Annotated in this window: 20 protein-coding genes, 1 tRNA gene and 1 pseudogene; 1 reads left to right on the top strand and 21 read right to left on the bottom strand. The window is 30.8% G+C overall.

All coding sequences use genetic code 11. The features are described 5' to 3' along the window. Window positions 1-111: 111 nt before the first annotated feature. From ACWOBP_RS00300 to ACWOBP_RS00245, 12 genes are all read right to left on the bottom strand, one after another. On the bottom strand, window positions 112-1422 hold the full coding sequence (locus tag ACWOBP_RS00300; RefSeq protein ID WP_455336968.1) for an isochorismatase family protein: 1311 nt from the start codon (window positions 1420-1422) through the stop codon (window positions 112-114). A 219-nt stretch (window positions 1423-1641) separates the two neighbouring features. Next, window positions 1642-1872, bottom strand: coding sequence for an acyl carrier protein (locus ACWOBP_RS00295; RefSeq protein WP_294683610.1), 231 nt, complete (start codon window positions 1870-1872; stop codon window positions 1642-1644). Further along, a complete protein-coding gene (gene plsX / locus ACWOBP_RS00290) occupies window positions 1872-2864 on the bottom strand; it encodes a phosphate acyltransferase PlsX (protein ID WP_455336967.1) in 993 nt (330 codons plus the stop codon). Before plsX ends, ACWOBP_RS00295 begins: the two co-directional genes overlap by 1 nt. Continuing rightward, complete coding sequence (locus ACWOBP_RS00285) at window positions 2857-3492, bottom strand: class A sortase (protein WP_455336966.1); 636 nt, start codon at window positions 3490-3492, stop codon at window positions 2857-2859. Before ACWOBP_RS00285 ends, plsX begins: the two co-directional genes overlap by 8 nt. Window positions 3493-3501: 9 nt before the next feature. After that, window positions 3502-5511, bottom strand: coding sequence for an ATP-dependent DNA helicase RecG (gene recG / locus ACWOBP_RS00280; RefSeq protein ID WP_455336965.1), 2010 nt, complete (start codon window positions 5509-5511; stop codon window positions 3502-3504). Beyond that, entirely contained in the window at window positions 5504-6376 is an 873-nt protein-coding gene (sdaAA, locus tag ACWOBP_RS00275; protein ID WP_455336964.1) for an L-serine ammonia-lyase, iron-sulfur-dependent, subunit alpha, read from the bottom strand. Before sdaAA ends, recG begins: the two co-directional genes overlap by 8 nt. Window positions 6377-6387: 11 nt before the next feature. Beyond that, window positions 6388-7056, bottom strand: coding sequence for an L-serine ammonia-lyase, iron-sulfur-dependent subunit beta (gene sdaAB / locus ACWOBP_RS00270; protein WP_455336963.1), 669 nt, complete (start codon window positions 7054-7056; stop codon window positions 6388-6390). A 2-nt stretch (window positions 7057-7058) separates the two neighbouring features. Further along, window positions 7059-8729: a ribonuclease J1 gene (rnjA, locus tag ACWOBP_RS00265; protein WP_455336962.1), complete on the bottom strand. Its 1671-nt coding sequence runs from the start codon at window positions 8727-8729 to the stop codon at window positions 7059-7061. Further along, a complete protein-coding gene (locus tag ACWOBP_RS00260) occupies window positions 8722-8940 on the bottom strand; it encodes a DNA-dependent RNA polymerase subunit epsilon (RefSeq protein WP_003144942.1) in 219 nt (72 codons plus the stop codon). Before ACWOBP_RS00260 ends, rnjA begins: the two co-directional genes overlap by 8 nt. Continuing rightward, on the bottom strand, window positions 8940-10514 hold the full coding sequence (locus tag ACWOBP_RS00255; RefSeq protein ID WP_455336961.1) for an aminotransferase class V-fold PLP-dependent enzyme: 1575 nt from the start codon (window positions 10512-10514) through the stop codon (window positions 8940-8942). The genes ACWOBP_RS00260 and ACWOBP_RS00255 overlap by 1 nt, the downstream gene beginning before the upstream one ends. A gap of 210 nt (window positions 10515-10724) precedes the next feature. Further along, window positions 10725-11915 carry an NAD(P)/FAD-dependent oxidoreductase gene (locus ACWOBP_RS00250; RefSeq protein WP_455336960.1) on the bottom strand — a complete coding sequence of 397 codons (1191 nt, stop codon included), beginning with the start codon at window positions 11913-11915 and terminating at the stop codon, window positions 10725-10727. A gap of 37 nt (window positions 11916-11952) precedes the next feature. Then, window positions 11953-12315 (bottom strand): HesB/IscA family protein, encoded by a 363-nt coding sequence (locus ACWOBP_RS00245; protein ID WP_455336959.1) that lies wholly within the window; start codon window positions 12313-12315, stop codon window positions 11953-11955. A 462-nt stretch (window positions 12316-12777) separates the two neighbouring features. On the opposite strand from ACWOBP_RS00245, the gene ACWOBP_RS00240 reads away from it, so the two are divergent. After that, window positions 12778-13032 (top strand): NifU family protein, encoded by a 255-nt coding sequence (locus ACWOBP_RS00240; protein WP_455336958.1) that lies wholly within the window; start codon window positions 12778-12780, stop codon window positions 13030-13032. Between the two features lie 423 nt (window positions 13033-13455). Here ACWOBP_RS00240 and tnpA read toward each other — a convergent pair. The 9 genes and pseudogenes from tnpA to ACWOBP_RS00195 all read right to left on the bottom strand — a co-directional run bounded on the left by tnpA (window position 13456) and on the right by ACWOBP_RS00195 (window position 25487). Continuing rightward, a pseudogene (gene tnpA, locus ACWOBP_RS00235) lies at window positions 13456-13634 on the bottom strand (IS200/IS605 family transposase). Between the two features lie 183 nt (window positions 13635-13817). Further along, window positions 13818-13891: transfer RNA gene (locus ACWOBP_RS00230), tRNA-Arg, on the bottom strand. 332 nt (window positions 13892-14223) lie between these two features. After that, complete coding sequence (gene rpsO / locus ACWOBP_RS00225) at window positions 14224-14496, bottom strand: 30S ribosomal protein S15 (protein WP_003144987.1); 273 nt, start codon at window positions 14494-14496, stop codon at window positions 14224-14226. Window positions 14497-14651: 155 nt separating this feature from the next. Then, window positions 14652-15569, bottom strand: coding sequence for a bifunctional riboflavin kinase/FAD synthetase (locus ACWOBP_RS00220; protein WP_455336957.1), 918 nt, complete (start codon window positions 15567-15569; stop codon window positions 14652-14654). Window positions 15570-15579: 10 nt separating this feature from the next. Then, entirely contained in the window at window positions 15580-16503 is a 924-nt protein-coding gene (gene truB / locus ACWOBP_RS00215) for a tRNA pseudouridine(55) synthase TruB (RefSeq protein ID WP_455336956.1), read from the bottom strand. After that, window positions 16503-16952: a Fur family transcriptional regulator gene (locus ACWOBP_RS00210; protein WP_455336955.1), complete on the bottom strand. Its 450-nt coding sequence runs from the start codon at window positions 16950-16952 to the stop codon at window positions 16503-16505. Before ACWOBP_RS00210 ends, truB begins: the two co-directional genes overlap by 1 nt. A 19-nt stretch (window positions 16953-16971) precedes the next feature. Beyond that, window positions 16972-17847, bottom strand: coding sequence for a deoxyribonuclease IV (locus ACWOBP_RS00205; RefSeq protein WP_455336954.1), 876 nt, complete (start codon window positions 17845-17847; stop codon window positions 16972-16974). After that, a complete protein-coding gene (locus ACWOBP_RS00200) occupies window positions 17847-19178 on the bottom strand; it encodes a DEAD/DEAH box helicase (protein WP_455336953.1) in 1332 nt (443 codons plus the stop codon). Before ACWOBP_RS00200 ends, ACWOBP_RS00205 begins: the two co-directional genes overlap by 1 nt. 324 nt (window positions 19179-19502) lie before the next feature. Beyond that, window positions 19503-25487 carry a ZmpA/ZmpB/ZmpC family metallo-endopeptidase gene (locus ACWOBP_RS00195; RefSeq protein ID WP_455336952.1) on the bottom strand — a complete coding sequence of 1995 codons (5985 nt, stop codon included), beginning with the start codon at window positions 25485-25487 and terminating at the stop codon, window positions 19503-19505. Window positions 25488-25555: the final 68 nt, after the last annotated feature.

Genomic DNA, 25555 nt, shown 5'->3' with positions numbered 1-25555 from the left:
TTTCCTAACTTTATTCATTAGTTTATCATAACCTTCACTAATTTTCCAATGAAAACATAAAAAAAATATGAATCACCTCCTAAATGTTCGGAAAATGATTCATTATTTATATTATTCTTTTACATTTACTGTTAAATTTTGTAAATATGTTTTAAATGTTGAATTTACTTCTTCACTTAATCCTTTAGTAGCATTTAAATCCACTATTATTTCTACTTTTTCATTATAAGTTTGTGTCATAATAATATTACTTAATACACAAATATTTGAAACAAGTCCACAAAACTCTACTTCTTTATAGTCACTTCTTGATATAAACTTAGCTAAGTCTATACTTCCGAAAGATGTTTTATTAAAGACTTTCTTAGCTTGCTTTTCATATCCAGCTACTTTTCCGTATAGATTATGACCTTCGCTATCAATTATACAGTGTTCAATAGGTAAATGTTTACCTTCTCTAGTTGTAAGATAATTAGTATAGTGAGTGTCTTTTGTGAAGATTACATCTTGACCAGCTTTTAGATATTCATCAATTTTATTTGCAATGACTTTATCTAATTGATCAGCAGTTTCAAAACCTAGTGCACCATCAACAAAATCTTTTTGATAATCTACTACAACAAGTAATTTTTCAGTCGTATCATGTTTTAACATTACTCTTAGATATAGTAAGAATGCTACCAACGCTAAAAATCCTAAGCAATAAAATGTTATTTCAGATTTGAACTTCGGATTTGTTATTTCATCTAACACTACAAACTTAACTAAAACAGCAGCATCTATCAATAACAGAACTAGTAGATATTTCATTCTTTTTCCAAAATATACAGCAAAATCTTTTACACCTAATTTTTTATAAATTAAGTAGATAAATAATGCTGCTATTGCTAAAATGAACAACATTGTTCCATACTTATGTAGTAATTTAAATGCGTGAGGTGCACTTGGTCCCAATACATAACCTAGAGTTATAAACACAACTACCCAGAATACTCCACCAATTGTTGAATATATATGGAATTTTTTGGCATCTATACGTGAAATACCAGAAAAATATCCAAGAATATGTCTAACACCTGGTAAGAAGTACGCTATAACAATTACTATATTACCGAACTTGTTGAAAAATTCCGCCGCTTTAGTCATTCTATATGGAGTAAGTCCAATATACACTCCATATTTATCAATAGCTTTAGTTCCTAATCTTCTACCTATTTCATAAGAGAATTGCATTCCTATTACCGTACCTAAAGCACTCGCTATAATCATCCCTACATAACTACCATGACCATTATATGCCATTACACCTGCTACAACCATCATCGTTTCTCCCGGCAGTGGAAGAGCTGCAAACTCTAGTATAAGTGACACAAATAATATTACATATACATGTTCAGCTAATAGTTTAAATAACATTTCCATATATAAACTATTCTCCTTTTTATTTATTTACTAATAAATTATATCATATTTTATAACCAGTTAAAAGCTAAATAGGTAAATTATATATGATATAGATAATATTGAAAATTATCTTATCATATTAAACTTATAACTAGTTAAAAAAATTTTTAATCATATAAAAAACAAAATAAAACTAGAGCTTTACAATCTGTAAAACTCTAGGAACTTATTAATTTTTTATTTTCTTTCTTCAATAACTTTTACTAAGTCTTTAATTTGAACGATGTTTTCTGCATCTTCATCAGAAAATTCAAATCCGTATTTTTCTTCAATATCCATTACTACATCAGCAACATCAATTGAATCAGCATCAAGATCTTCATTTAATCTTGATTCTAAAGTAATTTTATCTGCATCTATTTTAATATACTTAGTAATAATTTCTTTTACTTCTTCGAAAATTGCCATTAATTTGTTTCTCCTTTTTCCATCGTTTCTATCATTATACCATAAAGTTTTGTTTTATGTATTTGTTTTGCTTGTTGAACTGCATAATATAGTGCATTTTCATCAGCCGAACCATGAATTTTTATACTTGGTTTTTTTATTCCTAATAAGAATGCTCCACCATATTCACTATAGTCAAATTTCTTTTTGAATTTTGAAATTCCGCTTTTTACTAGTAATGCAGAGATTTTTGTAATTATATTTTCTAAGAAGATACCTTTTATCATTTTTCCTAAAGAACTTGCTACACCTTCTATAGATTTCAATAAGATATTCCCAGCAAATCCGTCAGCAATAACTATATCATATTTATGCTCAAGAATTTCTCTTGCTTCTATATTTCCTCTAAAGTTATCAATATCTTCTTTAAGTAATTTATGGGCTTCTTTATATACTTTATTACCTTTTGATTCTTCAACACCAACATTAAGTAATGCTACCGAAGGTGTTTCTATATTATAGATATATTTCATATATAATTGACCAAGTTTAGCATAGTTTAGTAAATCATCAGGTTTTGCTTCTACATTTGCACCTAAATCTGTAAATAAAAATTTATGTTCTGACCTTGTCGGTAATAATGATGCTAATCCTGGTTTAGAGATACCCTCAATGCGTCCTAACATAAATAACGAACTAGCCATAAAAGCACCAGTACTTCCACCAGAAATTGCTACATCGATAACATCATTATTTAAATCAGATAACATTCTAATCATTGAAGCGTCTTTTTTCTTTCTATGAACACGTGCTGCATCATCAGACATTAACACCTCTTCTGTACAAACATTCTTAATAATATTTTTTGTTTTAGTTATTTTATTTAAGTTCTCTTCAAGTCCATAGACATAAAGTTCTACTTCACCGTCTTTATAACTATTTACAAAGTTAATAATTCTACCAGGCTCATCTACTCCTAGTATATCAATACCTATTTTCATAATATTACGCACTTTCTTCTCCTATTAATTTTGCTTCTACTACAAATCGGCTTTCCCATTCACCTGTTTGTGGATTAAAATTATCACATGTAAATAATTTTAATATTTTCGGTTCGTTCTCATGTTGTTCTAAAATTTCAACTTGCGTTGGTACTACATCATAAAGTTTGTTTACTTCATATGTACGTAATTTATCTTTCGAAATAATTTGAATTTTAGCACCATTTTTTATTTTGTTTAAATTATTAAATCTTATTCCAACACCTTGCACACTGTGCCCAGCGATAACAACATTTTGTGCATCTAAATGTGACGGTTCTTGTGATGTTGCTACTCCATTAATTAAATTAATTTCAGTAACATCTTGGAAGATTGGTTCTTCTATTTGTACACTATCAATTTTTAAAATTCCTAACATTGAGTCAGTTAATTTAATTTTTGACTCATTATCTGTAAACATTTTCTGCCACCACGGTATATCTACTTCACCTTTATTGTTTTTATAAGCTGTAATAATCTTATCATTGGCATTTCCTGTTAAATATTCTCTAATTTGATTTTTGAATATTAATACTACCGATGTACATAACAGTACCACGATAAGAATATTTAAAAAAGTATTTTTTAACTTTTTATTCATTATATCCTCCTATATTATCGTTTCTTCTAATCCAACATACTGCAATAGTCTTTCTTTATTATTAGTTACTTCTATTATTTTCACCGCTAATTTTTTTGCTAGATACATTAAATCGACATCATTAATTAAATCAGCAACTTTAAAACTTGGTACGCCGCTTTGTTTTGTACCAAAAAAATCACCTGGTCCACGTTGTTTTAAGTCAAATTCAGCAATTTTAAAACCATCATTTTCTAAGCACATTATATCTATACGTTCACTTTTAGAATCCGTTACTAATATACAGTATGATTGAAACTTACTTCTTCCTACACGACCTCTTAACTGATGTAATGTAGCTAATCCAAAGCGATGAGCATCAACTATTATCATAAACGTAGCATTCGGGACATTTACTCCAACCTCTATAACAGTAGTGGAAATAAGTATATGTATTTCTTTATTTAGAAACCTCTCTACAATTGCCTCTTTTTCTTTATTATTCATTTTACCATGTAAAATTGCAATTTTATAGTCGTCTGGTAGATAGTTTTTAATATTCTCATATGTTTCCTCTACATTTTGCAGATCCATCTTCTCAGATTCTTCAATCAATGGACAAACTACATAACCTTGTCTTCCATTATCGAGTTCCATACGAATATTATCTAGAACTTTATAAAAACTCTTATTTGTAGCTTTATAAGTCTGAACTTTTTTTCTACCAGCCGGTAACTCATCAATTGTAGATACTTTAATATCTGTAATTAAAGTAATTGCCAAACTACGTGGTATCGGAGTCGCGGTCATCATTAATGAATTAACAGCTTCTCCTTTATTGCTTAATAATTGACGTTGTTTTACACCGAATCGATGTTGTTCATCGGTAATTACATATTTTAAATTATTGAATTTCACATCTTCTTGAATTAAAGAGTGAGTTCCAATTAATAATTCTATCTCACCAACCTCAAGTAAACTTAAAATAGTATTTCTTTCTTTCTTAGGAGTGCTACTAGTCAAGAGAGCTACAGAGATATTCAAATCTTTAAAAAATTCAAAAAATGTTTCAAAGTGCTGATTTGCTAATATCTCAGTTGGCGCCATAATCGCTGTCTGATAACCTGCTTTTATCGTTGCATATAAAGTCGCTGCAGCTACAGCAGTTTTACCACTACCAACATCCCCTTGCAATAATCTATCCATCTTATAAGGATTATTTAAATCTTCTACTATTTCATCAATAACACGACTTTGAGCTCCCGTTAACGTAAAAGGTAAACTGTTCTTAAATTCATCGATATCTTTTTTATTTACTCCAACACAATATCTATTATCTTCTATCCTGCTATTTATATTTTGAAGCTGTAATTTTAACTGGTAATTAAACAACTCATGAAAAGCAAACATCTTCTTCGCTTTATCAAATTCCTCAGAATTTTTTGGATAGTGTAACGTATATAAAATCTTATCTAATTTCCAAATTCCTTTGAAGTTTTCAGGAACTAAATCTAAGATAACATTTTCACCATCTATCATATTAAACGATTCTTCAACTAACTTGATAAATTTTTTCTGCGTTATACCTTGTTTGAGATGATAAAAAACTTCAATAGCATCACCTTTAGGATTTTCATCAACAACGTTGAAACTTACGCTCGATGCTGTTATTGTATTATTCACAGCATTGTAAGTTCCTTTTACAACTACATCTTTACCTTCAATTAAATTTTTTTTCAAGTAATGTTGATTAAAAAATACTATCTTTATACTACCAGAAGAAGTTGATAATGTGAAAAATGACCTACTTCTCTTATTTCCATAGAACTGGGTACTAACTCTAGTTTCTACCTTTCCAGTTGTTATGACTTTTTCATTGTCTTTTACAGAAGAAGAAAAATCAGTAGAACTAGATACTCTATAAGGAATATTATACAGAACATCACGAATAGTATAAATTTCTAGTTCGTTTAAAGTCTGTAAATATTTCTTTCCAACACCTTTTATAGTTTCTACTGATTTTTCTAAAATATTAATCATTACCGAATAATAAACTCCTATATTTTTCTCCAGTTTTTGTGATTGCAAGACCTCCTCTGGCAGTCTCTTTTAATGTTGCAGACATTTCTAATCCTATTTTATACATTGCTTCTAGTACTTCATCTGCTGGGATTCTACTCTTTATACCTGCCAATGCTAAGTCGGCAGCCATAAGTGCTGTTGAAGCTCCTGCTGCATTTCTTTTCACACAAGGTACTTCTACTAACCCTGCTACAGGATCGCATACAAGACCAAGCATATTTTTTAATGCTATAGCGAATGCATGAGCACTCATCTCAGCATCCCCGCCCATTGCTTCGACAATAGCTGCCGCTGCCATTGCACTTGCTGAACCTATCTCTGCTTGACAACCACCTTCTGCACCAGAGCATGAAGCATTATTCGCTACTACAAAACCGAAAGCTCCGGCTGTAAATAACATTTTTAATTGCGTTTCTTCATCAATATTGAATTTTTGTTTAAGTGCGTGAATACAACCTGGAAGAACTCCAGCCGAACCGGCAGTCGGAGTTGCACAAATTAAACCTAACGAAGCATTAACCTCATTAGTTGCAATTGCTGCTGCAACACCATTAAGAAAATCACTTCCCGTAATTGACTTACCGCTATCTATATATTCTTGTAGCTTCTTCGCATCTCCTCCAGTAAGCCCTGTTTTTGAACTCACACCTGCCAGACCTTCTTCGACAGCTTGCATCATTACATTTAAGTTTCTTCTCATTAGTTTTTCAACTGCAGAACGTGTAACACCATTCACTTCAATTTCTTGTTCTATCATTAATTCAGAAACTGGTTTATTTTCTAATTTTGATTTTTCAACTATTTCTGCCAAACTAGTAAACATCCTGCTTCCCTCTACAATCTATCTGCAAATTTTACTTCATTAATATAATCTAGTTCAGTTAATTTCTTAATCTTATCTTCAGTTAATTCTTTTTGTGATTCTACTACTAATAAGTTTATTCCCTCTAGAATAGAACTAGAATACATCTCACTTACTTTTAAATCACCGAATATTTCTTCAATTTTTACTGAAAGATTTTTCTTAGTATCATCTTTAAATTTATAAAATATGAAATAGCTAGGAAAATCTCCTGATAAATTCACATCGAAACCTAGAAGTTCGAATATTACCATCTTTCCTCCACCTATTGATTTCCCAATAAGATCTAGACTATGTTTACCTGCTTCAACTTCTATTTTCGCAGTATTAGGATGAATGTGTTCGATTCCACTTTCTATAAATTCAAACTCCATTCCTGCTAATTTTGCATCTTCCATACTCGTTCTTATACGTTTATCAGACGTGTTATACCCTAATAATCCACCTATTAATGCTATGTCAGTTCCGTGCCCTTTATACGTTTCTTTAAATGAACCATATAATGTTATTTTTACATTTTCTGGTTGTTCACCAAAGATATATCTTGTAAATAAACCAATACGCACTGCACCAGCTGTATGTGAACTTGATGGGCCTACCATCACAGGCCCTATAATATCAAATACACTTCTGTATTTCATATTTACACCTCCAATATTGTAGGTAATATAACAGGTTTTCTTCCTATTTCACTTTCTAAAAATTGTCCTAAGGCTTCTAATATTTGTTGTCTTATTTGATAAACACCACATTCTTCAGTAGTTAATACTGTTTCTACTGTTTCTTTAATAACTTCCTTAGATTTTACAAATAACTCTGTTGATTCATTAACATTAACAAATCCACGGCTAATTACATCTGGATTATTCATTAATTTTTTATTTTTAAAATCAATTGCAATAGAAACCACAATAACCCCTTCTTCTGAAAGCTCTTTTCTATCTTTAATTACAACACTACCAATATCTCCTATTCCAAGCCCATCAACATACACATCAGATGCATCAAACTTACCAGCTATCCTAGCACTATCACTAGTTAAAGCTAATACTTCACCGTTTTCCATAATAAATGAGTTTTCTAGCGGAATATCACACTCAGCAGCTGTTTGAGCATGAATTACTTGCATTCTATACTCACCATGAATAGGCATAAAATACTTAGGTTTAATAAGTCTAAACATTAATTTTTGTTCTTCTTTTGAACCGTGCCCTGACGTATGCACATTATTTACACTTGATGTAATGACATTAGCACCAAGTTTTGATAATAAATCAATGTTTTTGTTTATAGATAATGTATTTCCTGGAATAGCTGAACTTGCAAAAATTACAGTATCAGTCGGCATAATTGTAATCTTCTTGTGCGTTCCGTTAGCTATTCTACTTAGTGCTGCAAGCTCCTCACCTTGAGTACCTGTGCATAAAATAAGTAATTTATTAGGATCTACTTGGTTTAGATATTTACTATTAACAAACGTTTCTTTAGGTGCTTTAATATATCCTAATTCTGTTCCTATTTTAATAGCTTTTTCCATAGAACGCCCAAATACTACTATCTTTCTTCCGTGTTCAATACATGCTTCTACTACTTGTTTTACACGATATACGTTAGAAGCGAAAGTAGCGAAAATTACTCTGTGTTTTTCTTTACGAAGTATATTAGAAATTGTTTTCCCTACTTCTTTTTCACTTTGGGTAAACTCAGTTCTTTCTGAGTTCGTTGAGTCAGATAGTAAACATAATACACCTTGTTCACCAATCGCTGCCATTTTATGTAGGTTAGTTCCTTGACCAACTGGTGTAAAGTCAAATTTAAAGTCCCCAGTATGAACAATATTCCCTTGGGGAGTATTTACTATTACCCCAAATGAATCAGGAATTGAGTGAGTTGTATTGTGGAATGAAACTTTAAGATATTTATAACTTAATACTGTATCCTCATCAATTACATTCAACTCAGCTTTAGCTAATAAATTATGTTCTTCTAATTTCGATCTTATTAGACCTATAGCTAAGGGCCCACCATAAATTGGTAAATTCACCTTTCTAAGTAAAAATGGTAATCCCCCGATGTGATCTTCGTGACCATGAGTAATTATTAATGCTTTAATTTTATCAACATTTTTCTCAATATACGAGTAGTCTGGAATTACATAGTCAATTCCTAGAATATTATCTCCAGGAAACTTAACTCCAGCATCGATAATAACTATTTCATCTCGATATTGGATTGCATAGGTGTTTTTTCCAATTTCCCCTAGACCACCAATGGCAGCTACACCTACTTCATTTTTCTTAATGATCTTATCCATTAACTTTCTCCACTTTGAAGTCTTCAGATTGTTTTTCAAACTCTAAGTATGCTTCGCTTAATTCTTGAACAAGTTCAACATTGTAGTTTCTATCATCTAAATATTTTCTAACTGCTGGTACTCCATCAGCTTCAACATATAATACTTGAGTGTTCTCCCTTACTGGAATCTCTTTTGAATTTTCTTGGTAAAATACTTTAAATACTGCCATTAATAATCTCCTATCATTTGTTTTAATATATTTAATGTGTAATCTATTTCATTTTTTGTTGTGTTAATATTTATAAATGAAAACTGTATAATGTTTCTTTCTTGTAAGTATGAACTCTTGTAATGAATAAAAATATTATTTATTGCAAGTGAAGAACCTACGTTAAGTGAACATATACTTTCAGGAAGCTCTACAGTAATTATTACTGGAGAAACTTCTTTATCTTTAAATTTCATAATCGGAAGATTCAATTGTTTTAAGCCTTCCTTCATATATGAATATTTTTCTTGTACCTTTTCATATCGTTCATCTGTTTTAAAGGCATCTAATGCTGTGTTTAAAGCTTCCATTAATATTGATGGTTGAGTAAAAGGTATAGACGTAAGTTTGTTCGCATAGTGTAAATCTAAATATAATGGTGTGTTTTCTAATGGTACTAACTCACAATTAGAACCAACTATTGCTAAACCTGCAACAGAACAAAATGCTTTTCCAGATGAACAAGCTACATAATCAACATTCTTATAGCTATATTTAATAGCTCCTACTGCTGAAACTGCATCTACTGCTAAAACTAAGTTATTATCTTTAACGATTCTAGTAATTTCATCTAAATCATTTAAAATTCCAACACTAGTCTCATTATGAACTACATAAACAAAATCATAGTTTCCAGATTTTAGTTTATCTGATAAAATTCCAAGATCAAAACTTTCACCAAATCCAACAGAATAACTTTCAATATTTAAACCGTGTCTCTTAGTCTCACGAATCAATCTATTCCCAAATTCTCCATTAGCTAAAACTAGACCATTCAGTAGATTTCTTCCCTTCAATTGAGCCATAATAGCTTCATTTGCTAGTGTTGCTGAGCCGTGTAATATTGTCGCTTGCCTTACATCTAGAATGTTTTCGATTTTCGCTAGTGTATCTTTTGTTAAAGCAACAAACTCGCTACTTCTGTGTGAATAAAGCTGTTTAGACAGCTTTGTGATTACATCTTTCGATAAATCAACTGGCCCCGGTAAAAAGTTAATTCTTTGAGCGTTTGCTAATCTCTCTATAACTTTATTTCCATTATCCAGTTTAAGATACATAGGCATATACTCTGCTTCTTTTGTTCCTACATTTTCATGGAATTTTACAAATCCTATGTGATTATATAATTTTTCTTGTCTAGTTGTGCCTGAAATGAATACAATATCATAGGCATTTTGAATTATATAATTAAATGTTCTTTGCAATAATTCTGTAAAAACTTTTGTTTTCCTATACTGTTCTTTAATTGAAAGCAATCTAATTTCTACAGGCTTTTTATAATCACCTTTATAGAATTTATCGATATCATTCAATTTTAAATCTAAAGAAAAAGGCCTTTGATCAGATAATGAAATCATTCCAACTACATCATTTTTCTTTTTCGCTATAATATAAATATTTTTATCATGAAACTTATCTTTCAATTTCTTTGTTTCATTCTTTTCATGTTGAGGAATTTCTTCAACAAATGTTTCATAATTTAACTTGAAAATTTGTTCATATTCTTCCGCTGTATTTGCTATTTTATAAATCATAATTTTTCCCCATAATTTTATTTGGTTAAATTTTCTCTACATTATATCTTACCATAATTACAACTTTTTTTCAATTCTACATAGTTGAAAACTCAGTAAATAACAAATATATTAATTTATATTTAACATCAATACAAATCACATTTCAAAAAATAAAGAAGACTCATATATATATTGAGTCCTCTTTTCAAAATTTACTTAATACTATTCTTAAAGAATACGTTGGTTTTTAAGTGCTGTGATAAAGTCAGTTAATTCATAAATAGCTTTAGCTTCAATGATTTTTTTAAGTTTAGCAGCTGCAAAACCTTTAGCTTTTTTACCACCCATAACATCAGCAATACCATCTTTGTGACCTAGTGAACATACAACACCACGGTTGATGTATTTAAAGTCGCCAACTTGTTTACCACTAATTCTAGCTCCAACATATGCTCCCATTTGGTTTGCAATTTGAGCCGTTGTTGGGTACGGTCTTTCTTGACCAGTTTCGATAAATGCAGCACAGTCACCTACGATATAAACATCATCAAGTCCTGGTACTGTTAATTGTTGAGTTGTAACAAGACGTCCACGTTTAGAAAGTTCTGGGAATGCTTCATCCATAAGTTTGTTACCACGAACACCTGCAGTCCATACTAATGTAGATGCAAATAGTTCTTTTCTTTCTCCGTCAACTTCAATAGTGAAGCTATCTTTAGTTGCACCTTTAATTCCAGCTCCTAAAATAATTTCAATACCATTATCTTCTAAGTATTTTCTTGCATAGTCACTATACTCTTTAGTGAACATTGGTAATAATGTTGGAGCTGCATCTAATCCGTAAATTTTAACTAATTTTTCATCAATTCCGTATTTAGAACATAATTCTTTTTTACGGTGAACTAATTCACCTAAGAATTCCATACCAGCAAGACCTGTACCACCAACGATTACAGAGATGTCTTTAATATCTTTTTCTTCACTTGTAGCATATTTTCTGAAGTTATCTTCTAATGTAGCAGAGATTTTTTCTGCAGCATTAATATCAGCGATTGGCATTGCATTTTCAGCCATACCTTCAATTCCGAATGTTTCAGGTTGGAAACCTAATCCAACTACTAATATATCGTAATCAAGTTCGTGTTTTTTAGTTAATACTAATTTTTTCTCTGTATCAATTTTAATTACTTCATCTTGAACAAATTCAACACCTGGAGATACTAAATCTTTAACATCGATACAAATATCTCTTGATGCAATGTTCCCTGCTGATACTTCGTGTAAGTTTACTGTATCATAGTGATAAGAGTTTTTGTTTACTAAAGTAACTTTTACCTCTCCAGCTTTAGCAGCTTTTTTTAATCCTTTTAAAGTCGTTAGTCCTGCATATCCAGCACCTAAAATTACTACGTTTTTCATAGTATTGATTTCTCCTTTTAACTGTTATTTTGTATTTTTATCCGCAGCAGCAGCCATTTCCACAGCACCCACCGTCTTCATCATCATAGATTTCAATCATATTTGGATTGTGTAATGTAAATTCACTTCCAAATTCATCTTGAACATAATCAATTTCAAGACCTTTTAACAGAAGTTCGTCTTCTTCATTAACAATAACTTTTAAATCACCGAAGTTAAGTACTTTGTCTCCTGCTTCTAATTCATCCTTGATATCAATTGCATATTGCATCTGAGTACCTTGTAACTCTATAGAAATTTTTAAATAACTATCTCTTTTATCAGCATCAAATAACATCTCTTGGAATTTTCCAACTGCTACATCTGTTATCAAGATTAAATGATTCTCTGTATTAGCCATAAAATGTTTCCCTCTTTATTTTTATTTTCTATTTATTATTATAACCGTTTTTTTAATAAAATAATAGTATCTTGCTTACTTTTCATAAAATTATTTGTGAAAATTTTATGAATTTTTTTAAAATTATTAAATTTCATGAAACAGTATTCTATCAGTATACTTACATAAGTCAAATAAAACCTCAAATTCTAAGTTCTAATCATGAATCTAATAATATTTCAATAGTTACAATTGTAGTCGATGAGCACAAAGGAATCTTTTACACTCTTTTTTATTAAGATAAATAAAATCCCAAATTCAATACTATATTAACACTTCAAGTTTATAACTTCTAACTTAAACATTTTAAATCTTAATACAGGTTTTTTTCATGTGTGTTCATTAAATCTTATAACGCTTACTCAGTTTATTGACTTTTTCTATAGTCACAAGTATAATATCATATAGAAAGGTGGTTGTATTTTGAATAAAGAATATTATGAAACTGTTGAAAAAATTAAATTTGAATTAGAAAAAATACGCCCCAAACTTATTATGGATGGCGGAAATATTGAATTTATCAATTTCAAAGATGGCATACTTAAAGTTAGATTTCTTGGAGAATGCGCCAATTGTGAACTATCCCATATTACATTAAAATACGCAATAGAAAAAAATTTAAAAGAAAAAATACCCGAAGTAAAAAAAGTAATACAAGTAAAGATGAGCGTCGTTTAGACGCTTTTTTTATTATACCTAAAAAATAATAATTCCCACTTAAAGGGATGATTTTCTCTTCGGGTATATCCCTTTGTTACTAATACGCACCTCAAGGCGCTGGCTTTCACATTTGTTCAAGCACTATTGTATTTTAACCCCGCTACCGTCAAACGGGTTTATTTATTTTTTTCTTATTTCCAAATGGATTTATATATTCTTTTGTTATCAGTTTGTCTATTTCAATGTCATACACTTCTTGATCCCTAATATATTTTCTTATTGTACCTTCATTCAAAAACATAGTACTTACATAGTATCCTTATGCCCAAAACTTTCTATTTCCATACTTATATTTCAGATTTGCATGCATGTCAAATATCATCAGTGAACTCTTTCCTTTCAAATATTCCACGAAACTGATACACTATATTTCGGTGATATTTATAATAGCAAATGTATATGATCTGGCATTATATGTCCTTCTATTATTTCTATTTCTTTATACTTACATAACTTTTTATTATATCTACTATATCTCGTTTGTATTGATTAAATTTTATTTTTCGTCTATATTTAGGTGTAAATACAATATGGTATTTACATAACCACTTTGTATTCAATAAACTTTTATGTTTATTTTCTTAAAATCATCCTTTCTTTATTTTATCAAGAAAGGATGATTTTTCAATTATTTAACTTTTATATCGCACCCGCATAGCGAGTATTTTTTTGTTTCGAATACTCCGCATCCTCTACTGGATAAATTCATAAAAAAAGAGTAGACAAAAGTCTACTCTGAATGACGTCCCAGAAGGGATTCGAACCCCTGACCGACGGCTTAGAAGGCCGTTGCTCTATCCTGCTGAGCTACTGAGACACATTTAATAATTACCTCTCTCTGAAGTACTTTAATAGTATATCAATTATTTTATATTATGTCAATACTTTTTTAGAAAATTATATATATTTTTCACTTGAAAAATTATCTAAGTAATATTTTTATTATTATTTGTTAACTTTTACTTTAATTTCTTACTGATACTTGCTTGGGAATTTATATTTTTCAGCAAAGTAGTTATTTCATTAAATATACTTATCGCAAATGGATTCTAGATGTCTAAAGTAATTTTTTATATCCAAAACTTGGTAAAAAACCAAAAAAGGAAAGCCGAAGTCTCTCAAACGGCTTTCCTATAAGCATTTTAAAAATTATCTTCTTAATCCTAGAGCTTTAATTAATTCACGGTATCTTTGGATATCTTTTTTAATTAAGTAATCTAGTAAGTGACGACGACGGAAAACTTTTTTTAGTAATCCACGACGACCTGCGTGATCTTTTTTGTGAGTGTTTAAGTGCTCAGTTAAAGCATCGATTTCTGCAGTCAATACTGCGATTTGTACTTCTGGAGAACCAGTATCTGATTCGTGAGTACGGTATTGAGCGATAATTTCTTGTTTTCTTTCTTGACTAATTGCTGCCATTGCAATTTCCTCCATATAATTTTATTTTGCGACCTTAATCCTAGTGTAGAACCTGGAGGGTTTCTATACCACGAATAAGGAACATTAGTTATTGTACAACATTTTTTAATATAATTCAAGAGATAACACTTAAAATCAGTGTAATACTCAAGATTTTAGTAATCTTTTTCTTCACAAGTTCTTTTATCCAGCTTCAATTGCTCTTTTAAGCGGTCAAAACTCTCAAATTTTTGTTCTTTTCGTAAAAATTCATAGAAGTAAATTTCTATTTTTTCTCCATAAATATCTTCATCAAATTCTAAAATATGTGTTTCTATAAATTTTTTATTTTTTTCATCTGATACTGTTGGGTTATAACCAATATTTGTAACTGATTTATAAATCTTATTATTAACTTTAATCTTAGTTATATAGACACCATTCGTATCAGGTAATAGATATTTACCATCCAATTCAAGATTAGCCGTCGGAAAATTAATTGTTCTTCCTAGTTGCCTACCTTTCACTACTAAACCAGAAATAGAATAAAATCTTCCTGTATATTTTTTATATTTTGGGAATTCACCTTTTCTAACGAATTCTTTTAATACCGTCGTAGATATTTTCTCCCCATCTATTTTTTCTTTTTCTTGAACAGTTACTTCTATACCACTATCTTTTATCAAATCTGGTGTTCCCAATCCTTTAAAACCAAATCTATAATCAAATCCACAAAAAACTTTTTCTACATTTAATTTTTTCAGGATATTATTTATAAATTCTTCAGCCGATAAATTTTGTAATTTCTCATTAAATTCTAGATAGTACACCTCATTTACACCAAGATTTTCTAACAGTTCGTTTTTCTTATTAGTTGGTGTAAGAGATTCCTCACTAGTTTTTCCAAAATATTCCTTTGGACTTTTATCTAAAGTAATTACTGCAGATATATAACCTTTTTCTGCCGCTTCTACAGCACGCCCTATTATACTTTGATGAGCTTTATGAATACCATCAAAAAATCCTAATGCTGCAACTCTCTTTTTATTTTCTTCCTTAATATTACTAATATCTGAAATATTAAATATTTCCATCTTCATCTACCTACTCTATTATTTTTGGAAATGTCGTTTTTACTGATAATAATTCATCTTCTTTATCTTTTAAATGATAAATTGCAATTGCCTCATTCTCATATGTAAAAACTATTCCATCTGTAAAATCGTAATCTGGAAATTGATTTTTTCTAAATCTTAATCCATTCATTACTTGCTTCGCTCTAAATTTCGGTATTTCAACAAATTGAAACTCCTCAAGAGCATATTCTTTTCTTAAAAGGCTTTGCTCCAAGTTCCCTTCTTGAACTTTTTGTTCAACTTCTGATAACTTCAAACACTTTTCCAAAGTTATCTCACCGCTTCTAGTTCTTGTTAACTTACTCATCGTACTAGGTAAATTTAATTTTTCTCCAATACTTGTGGCTATAGTTCGAACATAAGTTCCTTTACCACAGCTAATATCAATTGAAAAATAAAACTTATCATCTTTATAATACTCACTGTCTTCTATAAATGAAATATCATAAATGTTAACTTTTCTCGTTGGAATTTCTACATCAAATTGACCTCTTCTAGCATACTCATAAAGTTTTCTACCATTAACTTTAATTGCAGAATATATCGGTGGAGTTTGTTCTATTTCACCAATCATTGAAGATAATATCTCCTTTATCTCATTAATGTTAATATCACTTACTTTACATTCTTCTATTACTTCACCAGTAAGATCTTCAGTAGTAGTCTTAAGACCTAGGCAAATTTCCGCTCTATAGCTTTTCCCTAAATCCATAGCATAATCACTTACTTTTGTAGCTCCACCAAGTAAGAGTAATAATACTCCATCAACTTCAGGATCTAGTGTTCCCGAATGCCCAATCTTTTTCATTTGAAGAATTTTTCTTGCTTTAAAAACAACATCGTGACTTGTAATTCCACGTTCTTTGTAAATTGGTAAAATACCTTCAAACATTATTTCTTATCCTCTTTTTTCAAACAATCCGGACACAAACCATAAACCTCAAATTTATGCCCATCAATTTGATAACCTTTCAATTCTTCTATTTCTAAATTATCACATACATGGACATGAATTATTTTTGCTTTTCCACAACTTAAACAAATATGGTGGTGATGATGGTGATCAGTTTCTAAACATCCTATTTTAAAATATTTTTCACCTTTTATTTCAGTTGTTTCTAAAATTCCCAATTCTTCATAAGTACTTAGATTTCTATAGATTGTATCAAAACTAAGTCCAGGATACATCTTTCCAAGAGTCTCAGAGACATATTTTGCATTTATATATCTATCCTCATTTACTAAAAGCTCAACCATAGCTTTTCTCTTCTCAGTATACTTATATCCTTTTTCTTTTAAAAGTTTCATTATTTTCTCAACTTTTTCTTCTGATATTTTCATAAGCAACCTCCTGTACTAATTATTTTTTAAAGTCTACAAATGTCTTATTTCTTAGCATTGCAATTTCATCTTTGTACGGTGCAATATCTTTCTTTTCACCATACCAAGGTGTTTCTAAAATTTTAGGAATATTAGCGAATTCTTCTAGGTGTACAATTCGATTAATTGCATCGAATCCAATACCACCATATCCGATATTTTCATGACGATCTTTATGTGCACCTAATGTATTTTTACTGTCATTAATATGTAATACTTGAATTCTGTCTAATCCTACTATCTTATCAAACTCAGTTAGTACCCCATCTAAATCATTAACTATATCATAACCACCTTCAAAAACGTGACAAGTATCAAAGGTAACGGTTAATTTTTCATTTAGTGTAACTCCATCAATAATTTGAGCAATTTCATCAAATGTTCTTCCACATTCACTTCCTTTACCTGCCATTACTTCTAGAGCGATATTAGGTTTCATATCTTTTGTTAAGACTTCATTTAATCCTTTGACAATATTTGCTATACCCACATCAGCTCCGGCTTTAACATGTGATCCTGGGTGTAGAACGATATTTTTAGCACCTATTTTCTCAGTTCTTTCGATTTCTAACCTTAGGAAATCAACAGCAAGTTGGTAAATATCTGGTTTAATAGTGTTTGCTAAATTAATAATATAAGGTGCATGTACTACAATATCATTAATATTTTTTTCTTTCATTAGCTTATGAGCTTCTTCAATACGCAGTTCATCTATCGGTTTTCTTCTAGTGTTTTGAGGAGCTCCAGTATAAATCATAAATGTATCACTATTATAACTAGCCGCTTCTTTTACAGAACCAAGCATCATTTCTTTTCCAGACATTGATACATGGGATCCAATTTTCAAGTTCTTCATTATTTACCTCTATTCGCCTTATTGCTACGTTTAGCAAATTTTCTTCTTTCTTTTTGTTTAAGTTTATCCATTTTATATTTATATTTTTTCTTATAACCTGGTTTAACTTTTTTAGAAACTTTTACTTTTGATTTTAATTTCTCAGTTAAGTTATGATCAGCTACGACTTTCTTTCTACTTTGACGTTTATTTCTGTCTTTAGCTTCAACAAATTCACCGTTTCTAATATCTTGGTGATTAAATTCAATTCCACGTTTTTCTAAATCTTGTAATTTTTCTTCATCTTTGTTGTTATAAATCGTAATACAGTCACCACTTAATCCAGCACGACCAGTACGACCAGCTCTATGAATAAAGAAATCTAAATCATTCGGTATATTGAAATTGATTACATGACTCACTCCTTCAATGTCAATTCCACGACTCATTAAATCACTAGCTACAACATAAGTGAAATCTAGATTATTAATTCTTCTTTGCATTTGCTTACGTTCACGTGGTGTTAAATCTCCGTGAAGTACACCCACATTTAATCCTTTAGAAATAAGGTAACTACTTACTTCCTCTACTTCAGTTTTCTTATTAGCGAAGATAAGTGCTAAATATGGATTAATAACTGTAGTAACTTCATGTAATTTTTCTAGACGAGATGAACTTTTCTCTGGAATTAAAATATATTCAATTTTTCCAAATTTCGCATTATCGACTTCGATATACTGTGCATTTTTTAGATATTTTTTTAGGAAGTGATTCATTTGTGTTGGAATAGTTGCTGAGAATACTAAGAATTGACAGTTTTCTGCTGCTCTTTTAGAAATTTTATCAACATCTTCCATGAATCCTAAGTCAATCATCATGTCACATTCATCAATTACAAGACTCTCAACTTCTTTAATAGCTAAGGCACTTGCTCTATCTAATTCTAATACACGTGTTGGTGTACCGATAATAATATGTGGAGCATTAGATACTCTTTCAATATCTCTATTTAAATCTTGTCCACCGATACAGAGTGTAATTTTAATATCTTCTTCGCTGAAGCTAGCAATATGCAATGCCATATCGTATAATTGTCTAGAAAGCTCTCTTGTTGGTGCTAAAATTATACTTTGTGTTTTTTTCTTAGTTACATCTAATTTACTAAAAATTGGTAGCAAGAAAGAATGACTTTTCCCACTTCCCGTTTGTGATTTTGCTACAATATTTTTTCCTTTTAATACTGGTGAGAACACTCTCTCTTGAATTTTTGTTGGATTATCAAATCCTAAATCTATTACTGCCTTATTTACAAATTCATTAAATTTATATTGTTCAAATGACTTTGGTAACATTTAAAATCTCCTTTACGATTTCTCTAATCTTATTACATAGACTTTTTATCAGTCCACAATATCCTGCGTGAATTAATTTATAATAACGATTCTTGTTTCACGCCATAATAAACCATCCTTTATTATACTATAAATAGGTAGAATTAGCTATAAAAAACAATGTATTATTAGCTATTATTCGTTTTCTATAGCTATATTTTTATAAATATCATAAAAAAGAAGCGCCAAAATCTAGATTTCTTAGAATTCTATTTTTAAGTCGCTTCTTCTATAATTATCCTAAAAATTTTATAAAGTTACAAAGTATTTAAGATATAACCTTAATTATTTGAATAGATTTTCTGAAAATCCATCTGTAACTTTTAGAAGTTGTTTAAACACCTTAGTTTTAAGTGAGACTGTATTTCCATAATATTCTTTACCAGTCTTAGTCATTTGGTCTAAATCTTTTTGAACTGCTTCTTTAAACATTTGTTGCAGTTGTTCATAAGATGTTATATGAACATTATCAATATCTATCTCAGCAAATCCATGTTTAGCTTTCTCTAAAACTTCTCCATACCAGTGTTTTTTCCAAGCTTCAAGAGTTTCGAATGCCCCTTTAGATACTTTTTTGATAATATACTTATCACTTAAAGTTGAAAGTTTTTCTTTATTAGCTGCATCTTTGTATTTGTTTGAAACATAACTGATAAATCCATCTTCGTAACCATAGTATCCCCACATACGGAATGCATTATGTTTGAATGATAATGAACCAGGTGCCCCATCGCTTGAATTACCTCCATAGATACCTGCCATCATATTTACATTTACATATGCAGAATTTGGCATCAAGTCTTCCGGACGATAACGTCCATTTCCAACACCATGCTTAGTCGCAAAATTATTGTCTACCAAATCATTAATAGAAGTTAATTGTTTAGTTTTTTCTTCTTCTGTTAAGTCTCTTACTTTATCCCATTGATTAGGTTTTAATAACTCGTTAAATGAATCTTTATAACGATATTCTTTATCTATTTTTCTAAACCATTTACTATTGTCAGCTAGTCCTTTACTAATGACTGCATCAGCTTCTAAATGATCTAGCATCATCATCGCTTCATTGTAGCGTTTCATGTAGGCATCTATTTCTTGTCTATTTCTCAATTTATTAGGATCATAATTATACCACTGATCCCCATTATTTGGTCGAACATATGCCATATTTAACCCTAGAGCTCCATATTCTCCATTTGTCGTAGAACTATCAGGTGTTTGTAGCATACCTTGTGCATACGCCTCAAGATCCGTACCTTCACGATGCCAGTTACCTCCATAGTACAACATACGGTCATTTACATGGGTTGTTTCATGAGTAAATGCCGAAATACCAAATTGACTAACCATATCTGTCACCATAAAGAACACTGCATCATCTTCATATGGTCTTCCATAGATTCTAGCCATAGCTCCCATGCTTCCATTTGTATTGTGATAACGCCATGTTGGTCCATATAACTCACGAACAGGAGCTACTACTTTTCCATTATTCGCAAATCCATAACGGTTAGAACCACCACTATAATTTTGATTATCCCAAACTGCAGTTGGTACCATATTGTCACTCTTCAATAATCTATTTCGAACTGATGACAATGCTAAACGAGACCAGAAGTCTAAGTATCGTTGTTGCGCATTTGCCACTTCATCAATTTTTGCCTTAAATTTATTTCGTTCTTCTTCTGTATATTTTCCATATTTTTCAAAAGAACTATACGCTAAAGTATTATATGTTGAAATTAAGAATATATGAGCATTTTTCAAAGTCAATAACGGTAAAATCATACGACCATGTATGAAATTATTTAATCCATCATAGGCTCTATGTTTTTTATTTACAAAATCTTGAGTTGTAGTAGTCGGTTCAGATATATAAACATTTTTTTCTGTTGCGTGTTTAAACCAATCATTTAAATCTGTATCCGCTGTGAATAATTTCATATTATAATTTAAAAATTCATGTAAATTAGCTTTACCAGTACCGCTAGCAATAACCTCTCTATATGCATCATACGTACGATCACCTTTTATATAACTTTCCTTAGAACCAATTTTGATAAGTCTATCGAGCACATCTACATTTTTCCCATAGAAATCCGGTTTGAAAGTCATCATATCTTTTATATTCATATCTTTTATATTTACACCATTATATTTAATTCCGTAATATCTATTTAAGTATGTTAAAGCAAGCATAATATTAGTTTTATTTTTTTCGATTTTTTTAATTAATGAAAGTTTAGCAGACTCATCCTCATTTAATTGATGTTCTTCATTTTCTACAAGTTTCTTAACAAACTTATCGATATTATCTCTAACCTCTTTGAAGCTTTCTTCTAAGAATAAATCACGAATATATCCATTTTGACGCGCTTCACTATTAGCTGTAGGATCATTTTTAGTATCTCTCTTTTCAAGAATATTACGAACAGCTTGAGACTGTAACTCAACAGATAGCAATAATTCTTTAACTTTGGCTTCTAAAGCATCTCTATTTTTAATAACTATATTCGGTATATATACTATATCCCCTAAGTTTTCTATACTATATTCTTTCACTTGAGCTACTTGAGAATCTTTTTCCGAAATATTAAACAATTCTTTTGTTCCATCAGCATAGTGAACCATTATTTTATTAGCATTTTCTGAATCAGTTACAAATTCTGCATCCTTCATAGCTGTCACCGATAAAATTTTCTTAGTTACAAGGTTAGAATTTTCATCTAATTTATTACCTTGATTTACAATCCAATCTTTATTATAGAATGGTTGTAGTTTTTCTATATTTCGATATGCCTGATCACGCTTTTCTTGGTAATCTTGAATATTTTTATATTCATCTACGTAAGAAACTTTGTTGTTAAGCTTATCTACAGTTGGTTGTGTACTAACTAATTTATCAGCAGTAATCATCATCGCTTGAATTTTCATATCTGCTTCATCTTTAGTGATATCTTTGATTCTATGAGAGTTCCTATGAGTTTTTCCACCTTTGCTAATACCTGTTACTGTGAAATTCTTATTAACAACCCAATTTGTAACATTTTCATCGTCCATATCTCTTGATCCAAAGAATACGTCACCTTTCTTAACATCCATCATTGTAACGGTATTTTCAATAACACCCCAAGGCCAGTTTTTACCTATAAGACCTCCATTTTCTCCACTATTGGGAACATCAATAATTCCTTTTGCTACAGAATTTCTTATATATCCCCATCTACCTATACCATCAGAATTTAAACCATGACTTATGTTTCCTGCTATTCCTCCTGTTCGTGATCTATCACCCGTAATTTTAGCATCAACATAGGCTTTTTCAATATTACCACGCCAAACATCACCTGCTATTCCAGCAAGATTAGATCCCCTATTACCAGTAGCGTGAACTTTACCAATGTATGCAATATTAGTCATTTTCCCTTCATCTAACTTATTAACAATACCAGCCACTTCGTTTGCCCCGATGACACTACCCGTTACTTTAACATTTTCAATAATTCCACCTTTTGCTATCTGTGCAAGTGAAGCGACATCATTTGTTCCTGGTAAATTAATATTTACATTCTCTAAGTTTATATTTCTAATAGTTGCATTCTCTAATTTACTAAATAGAGGGTGCCCTAAATTATGAATTGAATAATGCTTATCATCAACACTTGTTAAGGTTCCTGTAAATTTCTGAGTAACATAAGATTTTCCAAGTGGTTTTATACTAACTGCGCTCAAATCAGCCCCAAGTTTAAATGTTCCCGAAGGAGTTTTTTGCATAGCATCTATTAAATCTTTAAAATCATAGTACACATCTCCAATATGTGGTTTTGGTTTCGCAATATAATAAGAATAAGTATCCTCTATTTTATTTTCACTCGTTCTTCGTACTAAGTCTTGAGCTTTTGCACTAACTTTATAAAACCAATCTTCCCCAACTTTTACTTCTTCTATTTTATCAACAGCAAGTTTTGTAGTTTTATTATCATTAGAAGTAACTTTCAAGTAATATTCTTTTATCTTATTAGGAATAGAATTCAATAAACTACTATCGATTTCTTCTCCTTGTTCATTAACATGTATCAAACTTGTTTCTTTGATATTTTTAACTTCAACTTTTTTAAGATCAAGCCTTAGTGGTCTTTCTTCTAATACTGAAGTCTCATCTGCTTTTCCTCGATTATAAATCATAGTTGTTCTGACGATATAGTCTTTATACAATTTAAGATTATCTGCAATATCTTTTAATTTAGATGTAGTTAAATCTAATCGTTTAACTACATTGTCACCATCACGAACTTCTGCTACAATAGATTTAATCTCGACTGAATCCTCATTTTCTAAAGTATATGACAAGTTAGCAGAACGATCAAGAGTATGTTCTTCGATCTTAGCTAATGTTAATACAGGTGGTTTTTTCTCTTTTGGAATTTCTTTTACTGGATTCTCTGGCTGTACTAACGGTTCGCCTTTCTCACTTACCACTCCTTCTGGTTTCTCTGGCTGTACCAACGGTTCGCCTTTCTCACTTACCACTCCTTCTGGTTTCTCTGGCTGTACCAATGGTTCGCCTTTCTCACTTACCACTCCTTCTGGTTTCTCTGGCTGAACCAACGGTTCGCCTTTCTCACTTACCACTCCTTCTGGTTTCTCTGGCTGTACCAACGGTTCACCTTTCTCACTTACCACTCCTTCTGGTTTCTCTGGCTGTACCAACGGTTCACCTTTCTCACTTACCACTCCTTCTGGTTTCTCTGGCTGTACTAATGCTTCGCCTTTCTCACTTACCACTCCTTCTGGTTTCTCTGGCTGTACTAACGGTTCACCTTTCTCGCTTACCACTCCTTCTGGTTTCTCTGGCTGTACTAATGCTTCGCCTTTCTCACTTACCACTCCTTCTGGTTTCTCTGGCTGTACTAACGGTTCACCTTTCTCGCTTACCACTCCTATTGGTTTCTCCGGCTGTACTAATGCTTTGCCTTTCTCACTTACCACTCCTATCGGTTTCTCCGGCTGTACTAATGCTTCGCCTTTCTCACTTACCACTCCTATCGGTTTCTCTGGCTGTACTAACGGTTCACCTTTCTCACTTACCACTCCTTCTGGTTTCTCTGGCTGTACTAACGGTTCACCTTTCTCACTTACCACTCCTATCGGTTTCTCTGGCTGTACTAACGGTTCGCCTTTCTCGCTTACCACTCCTATCGGTTTCTCCGACTGTACTAATGCTTTACCTTTTGCTACTTCTAAAGTACCGACAGCAATAACTTTATTAACAACATTCTTTGTAATAGAAGTTTTAATGATTCTACTAATAGCTTTGCCATCAACCATAGTTACTTCGCTAAATACCACTTTTTCCCCGTTAACACCATCATTAAGAACTTTAGTCTTCCCTTTTGGTAATGTATTGTCAAGTTTTCTAATAGTTTCAAAAGGGATAACTTCCGTGGTTGTTCTAAGTTCTGGTTTATTTATTGATAAGTTAAGTATCCCTTCCTCTGGTGTTGTTTTATATTCGATCTTTGGTTTTGAGATTTCTGTATCTTGTCTGTGAATTTCAATTTTAGGTATCTCTATCTCCTCAACTTTTTCCGTCTTAGTTAATGATTCACTTTGCTTAATTGATGATACTTTCGTTTCACTTGGAAAAATCTTTTCTGTAACACGAGAGTGTTCTTCTAAATCATTTTGCGTGAAAAATCCTATATATCTGTATCCTGCTATTTGAATTACACCTTTGGCAAGTTCAGAAGAATTAGTAATTGTTGTGTTTGTGTTGTATTGAACTAAATCTTTATTTTCTAAAGCAAAAGAATGATACGGTACTACAACACTTTGCCCTAGAGTCCCAATCAAAACTACACTAAGTACTTTATTTCTATGTTTTTTTGAAATTAAAAGTACTATTAGAACAGCTGTTCCTAGGCCTAAACCAGCGAGTGGTAGTGTTCTTTCTCCTGTATTAGGTAATAATTTTGTTTTCAGTGTATCAGCGCTAGCATTATGACTTTCTTTCTTATAAACCATATAATAGGTTTCGTTATTTTTTAAATCATTTGGTATACTATTTTTAATTAAATTTTTTTCTGATTCTGTAAGTTCATTTTCAGTTAGATAAGTATAATTAACATTTATACCATTGTCATTTGCATAAGCTTTAGTTGGCATATAACTTCCAAATATTAATGCACCAATAACAACAGGGGCTACCCCAAATGATAATTTTCTAATTGAAAACTTTAAAATTTTATTATTTTTACTTTGTGTTCGCATAAAAATCTGCTCCTAAATACATATTATTGCAATTCTATTCTATCAAAAAAATATAGCTATTACAATTT

The sequence above is a fragment of the Gemella parahaemolysans genome, from assembly GCF_053758945.1.
The sequence above is the reverse complement of the archived record's forward strand: the minus strand, read 5'-3'. Positions and strand labels throughout refer to the sequence as shown.